The following is a 12,555-nucleotide window of genomic DNA, read 5'->3' on the forward strand; positions in this document are numbered from 1 at the left end:
GGCGATTTGCCACTTGGTACCATGGAGTGAGCGAACGTTAGCGGCGAAGATGAGTTGTTGCCGTAAGAACGCTTGGACTCCCTTTTCAATCTGTATTCTCCCTCGAGTTGCTCCATGACCGCATTGTTGTTGGACACACTGCCGGTGGCTGCGTTGCCCAAAGTCACCACCGCTTTGCTGATCGGAGCGTTGGTGATTTTCGCGATCATTGTGGTCGTGCTTTTTGTCTTCACCAGCTATTTCGGATTGTGGATTCAATCTGTCTTAACGGGATCCAAGGTCACGTTTGGCAACCTGATCGGGATGACGTTCCGAAAGGTCAACACTCGGGCGATCGTTCGCAGCAAAATCATGGCCACTCAAGCCGGGTTGGATGAGCCCGATTTGACGGTGGAGGCGTTGGAGGCGCACTACTTGGCGGGAGGCAACGTCCAGCAAGTCATTCGCGCTTTAATCGCGGCAAAGAAAGCCAAGACGATTTCGTTGACCTTTCGAGAAGCGACCGCGATTGACCTGGCCGGACGGGATGTCTTGGAATCAGTCCAAACGAGCGTCTACCCAAAAGTGATTGATTGCCCGCCTCGCGGTGCCGCCAAACCGTCGTTGGACGCGGTTGCCAAGGACGGCATTCAATTGAAGGTGAAGGCTCGTGTGACGGTTCGTGCCAACTTGCAACAGTTGATCGGCGGTGCGACCGAAGAAACCATCATCGCTCGGGTTGGCGAAGGGATCGTCAGTGCGATCGGTTCCGCGGCGGATCACAAGGCGGTGCTGGAAAATCCAGACGTGATCAGCAAAGCGGTGTTGGCGAAAAAATTGGATTCCCAAACCGCGTTTGAGATTGTTTCCATCGACATCGCAGACATCGATGTTGGAGCCAACGTGGGAGCGAGGCTGCAAGCGGATCAGGCGGAAGCTGACACGGCCGTGGCTCGTGCGAATGCGGAAGGCAAGCGTGCTGCCGCCGTCGCTGAAGAGCAAGAGATGCAGGCGTTGATCGCCAAGAGCCAAGCGGAGGTCGTTGAGGCACAAGCCGACGTGCCGCGGGCGATGGCCAGTGCTTTCCGCTCGGGCAAATTGATGGTGATGGACTACTACCGTTTGCAAAACGTCAACGCGGACACGGAGATGCGTCGGGCGCTAGCAGGCTATTCGCAGGAATCGGATCCGACGGAAGAGAACTGAGATGGCTCGCGACGACGAACCCAATGAGTTGGAAGCGTTCCTTCGACGCTCCGCCGAAATCCGCCAGCGAAATGCGGTGGAGTTCCAGGCGATGGAAGACGAGCGTCGCCGTCAGCGATCAGGGAGTCGACCTCGGGCCTATTCCGATCGCCGGCGGGAGCGGATCACGGAACAATTGATCGAGGCCATGGATGTCACCGTGGAGGATGATCACGGCGGTCACGATGTGGTCCTGGGCGAGGTGATCGAGGAGTCCGATGCCGGTGCGGACTTGCGGGGTGATACGCTTCGCCAACAGGCGGCAATCAAACCACGCTCGAAAAAGGGATCATCTTCGGCGGGACAAGGCGGTCGGCAAGTTTCTGCTGGCCAGGGGGCGACACCCGTCGAAAATCTGCGACGATTGCTGACCCAACGAGGAGGCGCTCAGCAAGCATTCTTGATGAGCGAGATTCTGAAACGTCGCCAATTTTAGTGTGGATTGATTGCCAGCATGGGGCTGAACGAACGCGATTACAGTCGCTCTGAGCGAACGCCATGGGATCGAATTGAAAACCCGCTCTCGATGATCAAGGTGCTGATCGGCATCAACGTCGCGGTTTTTCTGGTCGACCTGGTGATGGATGACCAGTTGAGCACCTGGTTCGCGGTCGGCGGTGATTCGCTGACTCGGCCGTGGATGTGGTTTCGCACCTTGACCTATGGATTTCTGCACAACACCCACGTTGTGCTGCACATCCTGTTCAACATGTTCTTGTTGTTCATCTTTGGCCGGCCCGTGGAACAGCGACTCGGAGGGCCAGAGTTTCTGCGGTTTTATCTGTTGGCGATCATTGCCGGTGGATTCGTCGCCATGATCTATCCTTGGGCGGTTTCATTGCTGACGACCGGCCAGATCGTCCCGGAAATGATCGGCATCCCCACGATAGGGGCCAGCGGCGCGGTCGTGGCCGTGACCATCTTGTTCGCGTGCTATTTCCCGCAGCAAGAGATCCTGTTCATGTTCGTCTTGCCCATGAAAGCTTGGGTGCTGGCGGTCCTGTTGGTCGTCGGCGACCTGATGGGGGCCCTGGGATTCTTTGGGGGCAGTGATCCGACCGCCTTCGAAGTCCACCTGGCGGGAGCGGTGTTTGGGTTCCTGTATGCCCAACTTGGTTGGTCCTTTGGGTGGCTGGATTTCACGCGTTGGGCGGACCTGCCCAGCCGATTGCGTCAAAAATCGCGTCGGGCGAGGCTGAAATTGCACGATCCGGACAAAAAAATCCGGTCGGAAGCACAGGAAGCGGATCGAATTCTAGCTAAAATCCATGAGTCAGGAGAATCAAGCCTGACCTCCTCGGAACGGAAAACGCTGGAGAGATACAGCCGCCGCCAGCGTCAAAAACGCGACTGGGATTGATCGCTCGATCTCGTCGACATCGGTAGCGACGAGATCGGTAGCGAATTCGTCCAATGGCTTGGCCGCTGAAGCTGCTTGGCAGGTGGAGCCGCTTATCCGCGGGTTCCGCTCGATCATTCCCGTTGTCTCCAATCCCTAATTTGGCACCTTTTCCTATTCGGTCCCAATGAAGACTCCAAATATCCATCGCCGAACGGCATTGCAACTGACCGCGACATCGGCCATGGCCGCATGGCTCGCCCGACCCCTGAGCTTGCTGGCGGACGAATCAGAAAAAGCCGCTGAAGCCAGCGGTCAGCCTCTGCCCTACATGGAACGCATCGGCTTGCAGTTGTACACGTTGCGCGATGCGATGAACGCCGATGCGGAGGGAACCTTGAAAGCGGTGGCGGATGCCGGATATCGCCAAGTCGAGTTGATGAACATCGACGATGATGCGGTGCGTTTGGCCGCCATCGCCCGTGACCATGGACTGATCGTGCACAGCGCGTTCATGGACTTCAACGTGATTGCCGAGCCAAATAAAGAGGGTGTGGCGTCCGTCGAACAAACATTGGAACTCGCAGAGCGCATTGGTTTGAGGCACGTGGTGTTTGGCTACATTGCCAAACATCAACGCGATACCGCGGACAAGTGCAAAGCCATCGCGGATCGAGCCAACAAAGCCGCCGATCAAACACGCAATGCTGGAATGCGAATGTGCTACCACAACCATTCCTTCGAATTCGGGGCTTTTCCCGGTGCTGCTCCGGCAACCGCACAGGAAGGTGGCGAAGAGGCGAACGGCGAAGCCAAGCCAACCACGGCCTTTGACATCTTTGTCGAGCGTTTTGATCCGCACAAAATGGAATTCGAGCTCGATGTGTTTTGGGCAAAGATCGGCGGTCGAGATCCATTCGAAATGATGCGTCGATTGGCGGGCCGAATTAGCCAAGTCCATTTGAAGGATCTGAAGAAGGACACGCCGGTCATCACCGATGAAGGCCAGGTGCCACACGAAGCCTTCAAAGAGCTGGGCAACGGAATCATCGACATTCCCGCCGTGATGAAATTGGCTCGTGAGATCGGTGTGGATCAGTGCCACGTCGAACAGGATCAGTCGCCAGCGCCGCTGGACAGCGTCCGAGAGAGCATTCAGTTTCTGCAAAAACGCGTCTGATCCCACGACGCCGATTTCGCGTGTTCACCGCCGACCTTTCGGCGGCTGTTGTTGGCCAGCCTTGTCTTTTCTTCTCTAGTTGAACGGCCTGTTTCGTGAAGTGTTCTTTGAGTCTCGCAACGATCGCGAGTGTGTTGTTGCTTGGTTGGTCGGTTGTCACTGGGCCGACAGCCGTGGCACAGGAGAAACCGAAAGAAACCGAGGCGAAGAAGCCCGCCTATCAGCCCAGCGAAGAGGTGAAGCAGGTACTCACACCGCTCTTTTCGCGAATTTTGAAAGCGGATGTGTCCAGGGCGACGGTCGCACTGTCCGCCGAAACCGTGATGGGGGGCGAGGTTGTCGAGACCGTCGAATCCACTTACCAAATCGCGTCCAAGTACCCGGACCGATACACGGTCTATTTCAAATCCGATGAGGATCGAAAACGGCTGTATTCCGACGGGAAAGAAGGCGTCGTCGCGCTAACGCCTGAAGCGTTTTATCGATTGCCGCGTCTGGTTTCGTGCCAGGAATTGGCGACCCGCCCTGAGATCAACTTGGGGCCTTACCCCGAGGTTGTGTTGGCATTGACGTTGGCGGGCGTTGATCCAGCGGTGACGTTTTTGGGTGGAATGAAGTCGGTGGAAATCGTCAGTCGTTCCAAGTACCGAGGCAGTATCCAAGCCGTTCAGCTTCGCGGGCAGCAAAAGGACGGCGTCAGTTGGAATCTTTGGATCACTGACGATGATCGTCCACGGCCGTTGCGATTGCTCGTGGATTTGACACCGATGTTGGTGGCGACCGGTCAGGTCGCGGTGCCGCAGGGATATGCGTACTCATTGCGATACGATTTCAAATCTTGGCGAGTCAGCGGCGAAGTCGACGACAAACTGTTCCAATTCGCGGCAAGTGAGAACGCCGTTGAATATGAATCGTTGGAAGACTACCGGCAGAAGAAGGCAGCCCAGTTGGAAGTGCATCCGCTGCTTGGCAAAAAGATCCCATCCTTCGATCTTCAGTTGCTAGATGGCGATGCGGTTTCGATTGGTTCCGCGACGGACAAAGTGATCGTCCTCGATTTTTGGGCGACCTGGTGTGGTCCCTGCATGAAAGCCATGCCCGTCATTGAGTCGATGTCCCAGCAGTACGCTGACAAGGGCGTCGAGTTCTACGCGGTGAACGTTGGTGAAAGCTCCGCGCTCGTCAAAGGGTTTGTGGGCGAACAAGGATGGGATCTTTCAATCGCAACGGATCCCAACGGTGAGACCATCGAAGCGTTCTCTGCGAAATCAATTCCGTTGACGTTGCTGATTGCACCCACGGGAATTGTGGAAGCTGTGCACCAAGGCTTCCCAGGACCTGACGAGCTGAATAAGCAGTTTCGAGACGAATTGGATGTGCTGATCAAAGGCGGCCGCATCGCCTCGTCGGATGCCGCCGACAATTGATCCCAAGTGATTATTCCTGGCGGGTGTAGACCGCCGGGTAAACGAACTCGGGTTCTCGGGGCGGTAGCAAGTAGGCAAAAGTCTCTGTAACCGGTTGGTCTTCGCTGTAGAGTTGAAGCGTCAAGTCGACGGGTTGATTCTCCTCAGCCTCTGGATCGACTGATACGAGAAATTGCAAAATCCAGTCGCCTTCATCTGTACGCTCCAGCGATTGATCGTGCATCTTCCCCGCCACCGCGTTGCAGCGGATCGTGGGGGGATGATCCGCGGGCAAGCCTCGAAGCAGGGGCCCTGCGAATCGGATCTCGAGTTCAATCGGGTCGCTGTCTTTCTCCGGCCGGCGGACGTCGAGGTTGGTCGCTCGTCCAAGAACGTTGTGTGCAGCCGGATCGCCCGCGAAAAAACTGACGGTGTAAGAGAGATCGAGATCCGGTGATCGACGTGAGGCCGGATCAATGATGGCTTGTTCAACGCTGGCCTCTTCACCAACGGTTGTTTCCGCGCCAGCTTGCTCGTTCGCTGGTTCGCTCGTCTGCGTTGAAAGCGAGTCCGACTCGGTTGGCGTATCGGCAGCGGCTGAATCGTCCTCCGATGGAAGCCAGTAGGCGGCAAGGTTGTCCACGCCCTCATGGGCACCCGGTAGCTCCAGGAGTTCGATGCGTCCATTGGGCCAAGGTTGATCGGGAGTGACCCAGACGCTTGGACGCAAATCGTAGCGAGCGTTGTGGTCGTCGTAGTGATAGAAGGCTCGGTTGCGTTGGATCAGCCCAAAGCCGTGCAAATGTTCCACTTGTTTGGACGAGACGGATGGGTAGCTTTGACGAGCGAAGGCACGCCATGTCCATTCGTCCGCGCCCGATTGGATCAGCAGACCGTCACTGTCGTGGACGGCGGGGCGTTTATCTTTGGGAGGTCCCTGCAACCCGTCGCCCCAGATCCACATGCTCGTCAAAGGTGCCAAGGCAATCTTCTCTGGTTCGTCGCGATAAAATATTTGTGCCTGGACCTTGATGCGTGTGGAGGCCTCGCCAGGTTGCAGTTGAAATCGATAGGCTCCGGTCACACTCGGGCTATCAAGAAATGCCAGCACCGAGACTTGCTCGGATTCCTGCGATGGCATTTGGATCCAAAATGCGCGGAAGTCGGGGAACTCTTCCGGCTCCATCATTGCGATGTTGATCGCCAGTCCGCGAGCGGATGCTCCGTAGACCGTGTCTGCACTTCGTGAACGAAAGTAGCTCGAGCCGAGAAAGCTCAGAATCTCCTGAGCATCAGATCGGTTTGGGAATCGACCGATGACCCGAAATCCCGCGTGACCCGCCGGTGGGATGTTGCCTGCATCAAGCGATTCACCATAAACAAAGTCATTTTGATTAAATGCGATCCGTTGGCAGATCGGTTCTCCATTGGGAGACGGATTCAGCGTGAACAACTCGACCAAGTCGGTTTGAACAAAACCACGGTGGAATGTCTCCAGCCAAAATGGCAAGCCCTGTTTGTACCAAGTGGCTCGGTCAGGACGATAACGCACTTGGATGTAGTCGTCGTATTGCCATGACGCGAGTGGCTCGGGCAAGGGAGGCGAGGGCTTGTATTCGCCTTCCGCTTTGCTGGCTGCAAATTGGCAAAGTGACTCAAAGTCACGAACGTCGGTGTAGACGGTTGCCCAGCACTTGATTGGGATCGCAACGACGACTGCGATGATAAAGACAGCGAAGCCGACTAGACGCCGGCATCTCGCAAAACATGACGAGGACGGATTGCCTCGTTGCGGATCTCCACCGTTAACAGGCAACTCAATGGACTGACTCATTCGACTTTTCCGCCTCTGGACGCGTGACTGTTCGACTGACGGGACGATGTTTTCCCGTGCAGTTTAGCTGCGTCGAAGCAGTCGGCGTGCCGTGACCTACGGTGACGAGTCGAGGAGATTCGTCGAAAGCCGTTCTACGCGGGCAAGGGGCGGAAACCTGCCAATCGCAAGGCTCGCTGAGCGGCTGGGTGCGACATAAACGGCTTCCAAACGCCTTCCTCCAGCAAGTTGGATGCAGACAGCAATGTGATGCCTGTATCAATGCCGATCACGTCGGTTCCGATCCAACCATTGCGTGGGTTGAAGGCGTTTACAAAGCCGTATCTTCCATAGACCGCATCGCCAAAGGTCCGCTTTTGATGCTGCAGCGTCCTCATCGTGGATTCGGGTGCAACGGCCAATCCACCGCCGGCGGCACTGGGGACAACCGTTCCGTCGATGCCTCGATCCGGTTCCACAACACCGTCCTGGTAAGGGCCACCCCAATCACGATAACCCGTTTCCGAATCGCTGCTGGTTAGTCCCCACAATTGATCGCCGTAATGGCCAAAACGTCGAGGGTATTTCTCTGCAAGTTCCGCCTGAAACTGAACCTGAGCAGCGTGTGCCAATTGAGAATTGCGCCAATAGTTCCGTCCGTCCGATGACACTTGGCCACGGAAGTCAAAGAACGCATGCGGGTATTGGTGAACAAACAAAGGTGGATAACTAACAAACGATTCACCGTTGTGATGCAGTTCGGTTTCTCGTCGCCATGCATTCCAACAGTCCGCTGGAATCGGATTTTGGGGGGCTCCGATCGCGAGCAGCACCAAGATTGTCAACTCACTGAAACGGTCCCATTGGTGTGGGAGTCGTCCGGTTTCCGGTTGCCACCCCATGTGCAGGCAACCGTTTTCACCCAGCATCCAACGCCAATCGACTCGGCCATAAAGTTCATCCGCCAACTCGACAATCGCGCGGTCGTCATGGAAGGTTTGGCTGGCGTGCATCGCACCCGCGATCAGCAACGCGGTATCGATCGTGGATGCTTCGCAGTCGAGGGACCGTTCGCCGGTCAATCGATCGACGAAGTGATAGATCAGCCCACGTTCGTGAGCGGCACGGTGAACCAAGAATTCGAGCATGGTTCTTGCGCGTTCGGCACCTTGCTCGCGAGAGATCCAACCGTTTTCGGCGGCGATGCCATGGGCCGCCAAACCGAAGCCGCACGCAGCCGAGCTGGCGTAGTCGCTGAACGAAGACCCGTCCGCATGGCCGCGGTCGGCGATCAGGCCGGTTTCGGGGTCCGCTGAATCTTCGAAGTACGTGTAGCACCGCCGACGGAGATCATCCAAAAACGGATAGGCGGTGTCGTCTTGCATCAATGCGTCCATGTGATCGGGAGTTGCCGAAGTGATCGACGGAAATTCTCCGTCGCCACGTAGACGATGCGCAGCGAGCAAGGGCGTCGCGGCGATGGCCGATAAGAGAGCACGTCGCTTCATGCTGACGAATCCAATACGGTGGGGAGGGTGGAGGGCGGCCGATCCGCCGTTGCCGTACGCTCAAACGCAAACAACGAAGACGGCGATCTGTGGGACGGATGGCATGCATCCGTGAGTGAAGGCGGGACCGTGAATTCATTACGGAAATCATCTGTCCGTGGTTCTCGGCCAAGGGAGCTTGAATTTGCCTTGCAGTCACGGCAAGTTCAAGTTTCGTTTTTCAGCCCTGCCCGGCCGCCATGAAATTCAAATTGGCGGCATGCCGACGGAAGTACGAGCTGCAAATTTTTTTGGCAGATAATCGGCCAGTCCGCGCGAATCTGAGCTACGTGGAGATTTCGCAAAAACACATCACAAATTCCAGGGGACTTCTCGATCCCAGGAGGGTGTCCGATGAATGCTTTGAGCGTTCGGTGAGTGGTTCCAATTTCCCTTACTGGCGGAAGATTGCATTTTGACGGGAGCCCACATTTTTCTGGCGCGGGATTTGATCAAACGTTGAGCCGGTGAGCGTCGATGCATTGACCGTTTGGTTGAGCATCTCACGAAGTTCCAGTTGTCTCTTTTCTGACTGGCACCCTTATCTATTAGGCTTTTCGATGAACACTCTCAACGACCAATCCCTGTCTGTCGTGGCTGGGTATCTGCACCGATGCGGACACCACCATCCCGACAACGTTCGCGACCGATCGCACCACTTTGTCGGTTTGGCAAAGCAGCGTCTGCAATCTCAAGCCGAGCAGGCGGAGGCTGCCGAGAACGAGCAAGAGCAATTGCCTCGCGTGACCTTGGAAGTGGCGATGGAAGAGTTGTTCTTTCATCCGGCGGCTGAGTTCCCCCTGCAAGGCAAGCGTCGTCGCCAAGTCATTCCTCAGTCGGGACTCCGTGTGTTGCGGCCGAACGAGACTCCGGCATTGATCGGACCATTGCGACCACAGTGGTGGGTTCAGATGGCAGCACGGCATATTCAGCAGCCCATTTGGAACTTGATGGGTTGGGTCGATGCCGGCACCGCTCCGCAACCAGAGGCGATGACCGATGGCCAGTGATCCATGTCTGCAAGGAAGCGTCGCGGAAGAAACGCGGCGCATCCGTTGGTTCATCGCCGTAGCAGTGCTTTGCGTCGGAATTGTCGGAACCTTTCTCTTTGCGGTTTCCCTTTCACCGCGAGGGATCAATTGGTTGGAGTGGTTGGCGATTCCACTGTTTTCCATCTTGTTTGGATGGATTGGGTTTTCGTTTGTTGTCGCGACGATGGGACTGTTTCGTTTGCTTCGTGCGCGAACGCCGAAACCGGATGCCGTTGTAGGCCAGGCGGAAGAAAAGCCCACGGCGGTTTTGGTGCCGGTCTACAACGAGTCGCCCGCGGATGTGTTTGCTCGCGTGGAAGCGATGGTGGGAGGTCTCGGACGTGATCAGGCCTTCGACTTCTTCGTCTTGAGTGACACCAACGACTCCGAAGTTTGGTTGGCAGAAGAGTTGGCTTGGTCGCAGTTGATGGACCGCTTGGAAGAGCTTGGTGATTCCAAATGCAACGTCTATTACCGACATCGACGCGAGAATATTTCTCGCAAAGCGGGGAACATTGCTGACTTCTGTCGACGTTGGTCGGACCCCTACGATTTCATGATCGTCTTGGACGCCGACAGTCTGTTGGAACCGGAAACGATGACTGAAATGGTTCGTCGAATGCGGGATGACGAGCGACTGGGAATTCTGCAAGTTCCGCCAACCCCGATCGGTCGGGAATCGTTGTTTGCTCGGCTACAGCAATTCGCCGCGGCGGCTTACGGACCGGTCTTTTGCGAAGGCTTTGACGCTTGGGCGGGCGAGCAAGGCAACTACTGGGGCCACAACGCCATCATTCGTGTCGAAGCGTTCTGTGATTGCTGTGACTTGCCGGTTTTGCCCGGGCAAGCACCGCTGGGTGGCGAAATTCTGTCGCACGATTTTGTGGAAGCTTCGTTGCTGGTTCGTAGCGGTTGGAAAGTCAAATTGGCCAACGACCTCGGTGGCAGCTACGAGGAATGTCCCACCACGCTGACCGACTATGCGATGCGAGATCAACGTTGGTGTCAGGGGAACATGCAACACAGTCGGTTGCTTCTCAGTGAAGGGTTTCACCCAACCAGTCGCTTGCACTTTCTCAGCGGTGTGCTGGCGTACGCGAGTTCGCCACTATGGATCGTTTTCACCTGTTTATGCATCGGTGGCTGGTTCTGGGAGCAGGCGTTCGAAACCGAAGGCGTGAGCGTGGTCTCACGCCTAGGAGTTTCCGCATCGGCCATTCAGTTGGGGTTGTTCGCAACCGCGATGGCGATGTTGTTGATCCCAAAATTTTATGGCTACTTGGCGACCGTGGCTCGCGGTCGAGCATGGCGTTTTGGCGGTGCCTTCTCAATGCTTGGCAGTGTCTTGTTTGAAATCGTTATGTCGGTCCTGTTGTCCCCCATCATGGCGATCCTGCACACGCGGTTTGTGGTTTCGACACTGCGTGGACGCAAGGTGCGATGGGCGTCACAACAGCGTGGCGAGCATGGTGTGACTCTGGGCCAAGCGTTTCGTGACTACGGCGTTCTGTCGATGTTGGGAATCGGGATCACCGCCGCCGCATTTGCTTGGGCACCCAGTTGGGCAGTGTGGTTTTTGCCCGTCACGGTCGGGTTGATACTTGCAGTGCCATTGGCAATGGCACTGGCGAGTCGATCCATTGGCAAAATGCTCGCACGTGTTCACATGCTTGTGATTCCCCAAGAGGTCGATGTTCCCGACGTCTACCAGATTTACGCTCAGTCGTTGCTGGATCAACAAAAGTATTGGTCGTCGCTCCCGAAGACTTCAATGCTCGAACAAATGATCGAGGATCCAAACTACTTTCACATTCACCATGGCGTGGTGACGGCAAGCGAGTCGCAATACGCAATGACCGATTCGCAACGGATGCGGATTCGTGAGTCCAGCCGGAAGCGGAGCGGTGCAAACCCAATATCGTTCTCATTCGACTTTTCAGAAGTCCCGGATGAGCTCCGTCGATCGTTGCTCAGCGATGTGGATTTCCTGCGAGAAATGCATGTTGGCAAACACGCCCAGCCAAAACGTGTTGCCGTTGCCGCAGGGTGATGCGGTGATCAACGTGTTGTTGCGTTTAACGTAAAACCACAAACGCAAGCGCACTGACCAGCAGGGCGAGCACCAAACCCAACGTCACGGTTGCCGCGATGCGTTTGCGGGAACGCTTGGACTTGCTGGAGTCCAACGGTCCACTGCGTGGAAGGATTTCGGCTCCTTCCCGAGCTTGCGGACTGTCGACCAAGCTTGGGTCGACCAGATGAGCGTTGCCTGGCGCGGTCAGATCAACTTGCTGAGGCCGATGGACACCATCGCCTCCGCCGCGCATCCCAATGGAACGGAGAATTTCGCCCGCAGGTTTCCAGTCCGGCCAGCCGTCACGCCACAGCATGGCTGCGTCTGCGATTCGTCCTTCGGTGATCCACTGCTGCATGGTGGGTCCGTCCGCCGGCCCGTACTGTCCTCCACTCGGCGGACGCACGTACCAAATCGCAGTCGAGTCACCCAGAACGCTCTCAACGGTCTGTTCTTGGGGAGACTCATGGGCCGTTTCGGCACCGGCGTTCGTCGATGCATTCGCGGACGCACGACTTGTTTTTACGCGGGGACGTTCGATGGTGGCGGGCCCGCCTGCCGAGGCAACATGCGATTGAGCGCGAACGGTCTGGTCATCGGATTCGTGATGAGGTTCGTGATTCGCATCTGAAAGTGACGTTTGCCCGAACTCGCTGTTGACCGCGTGAGCGCCGGACGAGTCTTCTTCAATCGGGTTGGAAAACTCTTGGTCGACGGTGGGAATGCGAAAACGAACCGAGCATTCCGGGCAAACGCCCCGCCGGCCAGCCAGTTCCGCTTTGATGTTCAATCGCTTCCCACATGCATGGCAAGCAAAACGAACGCCCATATCACCGAGACCCAGTAAGAAGAGAAGGATAAAGTGCCGCTCGTGTCTGTCCGACAGCAGGCGGATCTGGTTCAACACGAATCGGTTCTGGTCCCAATATAATTCAAACCGA

General features: G+C 56.4%; 10 protein-coding genes. 7 read left to right on the forward strand and 3 right to left on the reverse strand.

The window, feature by feature from the left end; translation table 11 throughout:
- The first annotated feature begins 114 nt into the window (after positions 1–114).
- From floA to LOC70_RS18800, 5 genes are all read left to right on the forward strand, one after another.
- Positions 115–1,185: a flotillin-like protein FloA gene (floA, locus tag LOC70_RS18780; protein ID WP_230255520.1), complete on the forward strand. Its 1,071-nt coding sequence runs from the start codon at positions 115–117 to the stop codon at positions 1,183–1,185.
- A gap of 1 nt (position 1,186) precedes the next feature.
- Positions 1,187–1,660: a hypothetical protein gene (locus LOC70_RS18785; protein WP_230255521.1), complete on the forward strand. Its 474-nt coding sequence runs from the start codon at positions 1,187–1,189 to the stop codon at positions 1,658–1,660.
- Positions 1,661–1,678: 18 nt separating this feature from the next.
- Positions 1,679–2,584: a rhomboid family intramembrane serine protease gene (locus LOC70_RS18790; RefSeq protein ID WP_230255522.1), complete on the forward strand. Its 906-nt coding sequence runs from the start codon at positions 1,679–1,681 to the stop codon at positions 2,582–2,584.
- A gap of 166 nt (positions 2,585–2,750) precedes the next feature.
- Positions 2,751–3,743, forward strand: coding sequence for a sugar phosphate isomerase/epimerase family protein (locus LOC70_RS18795; RefSeq protein WP_230255523.1), 993 nt, complete (start codon positions 2,751–2,753; stop codon positions 3,741–3,743).
- Between the two features lie 173 nt (positions 3,744–3,916).
- Positions 3,917–5,170 (forward strand): redoxin family protein, encoded by a 1,254-nt coding sequence (locus tag LOC70_RS18800; protein ID WP_230256195.1) that lies wholly within the window; start codon positions 3,917–3,919, stop codon positions 5,168–5,170.
- A 10-nt stretch (positions 5,171–5,180) separates the two neighbouring features.
- On the opposite strand, the gene LOC70_RS18805 is transcribed toward LOC70_RS18800, so the two are convergent.
- Together LOC70_RS18805 and LOC70_RS18810 are read right to left on the reverse strand one after the other, a co-directional pair.
- A complete protein-coding gene (locus LOC70_RS18805; RefSeq protein ID WP_230255524.1) occupies positions 5,181–6,983 on the reverse strand; it encodes a glucan biosynthesis protein in 1,803 nt (600 codons plus the stop codon).
- Positions 6,984–7,117: 134 nt separating this feature from the next.
- Positions 7,118–8,470, reverse strand: a complete 1,353-nt coding sequence (locus LOC70_RS18810; RefSeq protein ID WP_230255525.1) for a glucoamylase family protein — start codon at positions 8,468–8,470, stop codon at positions 7,118–7,120.
- Between the two features lie 599 nt (positions 8,471–9,069).
- Between LOC70_RS18810 and LOC70_RS18815 the strand changes: the two genes are divergently transcribed.
- Both LOC70_RS18815 and mdoH read left to right on the forward strand, forming a co-directional pair.
- The gene (locus tag LOC70_RS18815; protein WP_230255526.1) at positions 9,070–9,519 is read left to right on the forward strand and encodes a hypothetical protein; all 450 of its coding nucleotides are present in this window, start codon (positions 9,070–9,072) and stop codon (positions 9,517–9,519) included.
- Complete coding sequence (mdoH, locus tag LOC70_RS18820; protein ID WP_230255527.1) at positions 9,509–11,590, forward strand: glucans biosynthesis glucosyltransferase MdoH; 2,082 nt, start codon at positions 9,509–9,511, stop codon at positions 11,588–11,590. The genes LOC70_RS18815 and mdoH overlap by 11 nt, the downstream gene beginning before the upstream one ends.
- Before the next feature lie 25 nt (positions 11,591–11,615).
- Here mdoH and LOC70_RS18825 read toward each other — a convergent pair whose 3' ends face one another.
- Positions 11,616–12,521 (reverse strand): DUF4339 domain-containing protein, encoded by a 906-nt coding sequence (locus LOC70_RS18825; protein WP_230255528.1) that lies wholly within the window; start codon positions 12,519–12,521, stop codon positions 11,616–11,618.
- Positions 12,522–12,555 lie beyond the last annotated feature (34 nt).

Source organism: Rhodopirellula halodulae, assembly GCF_020966775.1.
Classification (GTDB): domain Bacteria; phylum Planctomycetota; class Planctomycetia; order Pirellulales; family Pirellulaceae; genus Rhodopirellula; species Rhodopirellula halodulae.

Bases quoted from the DNA above. Each gene is read 5' to 3' on its own strand.
- floA (WP_230255520.1), top strand. From the start codon at position 115: ATGACCGCATTGTTGTTGGACACACTGCCGGTGGCTGCGTTGCCCAAA.
- LOC70_RS18785 (WP_230255521.1), top strand. From the start codon at position 1,187: ATGGCTCGCGACGACGAACCCAATGAGTTGGAAGCGTTCCTTCGACGC.
- LOC70_RS18790 (WP_230255522.1), top strand. From the start codon at position 1,679: ATGGGGCTGAACGAACGCGATTACAGTCGCTCTGAGCGAACGCCATGG.
- LOC70_RS18795 (WP_230255523.1), top strand. From the start codon at position 2,751: ATGAAGACTCCAAATATCCATCGCCGAACGGCATTGCAACTGACCGCG.
- LOC70_RS18805 (WP_230255524.1), bottom strand. From the start codon at position 6,983: ATGAGTCAGTCCATTGAGTTGCCTGTTAACGGTGGAGATCCGCAACGA.
- LOC70_RS18810 (WP_230255525.1), bottom strand. From the start codon at position 8,470: ATGAAGCGACGTGCTCTCTTATCGGCCATCGCCGCGACGCCCTTGCTC.
- LOC70_RS18815 (WP_230255526.1), top strand. From the start codon at position 9,070: ATGAACACTCTCAACGACCAATCCCTGTCTGTCGTGGCTGGGTATCTG.
- mdoH (WP_230255527.1), top strand. From the start codon at position 9,509: ATGGCCAGTGATCCATGTCTGCAAGGAAGCGTCGCGGAAGAAACGCGG.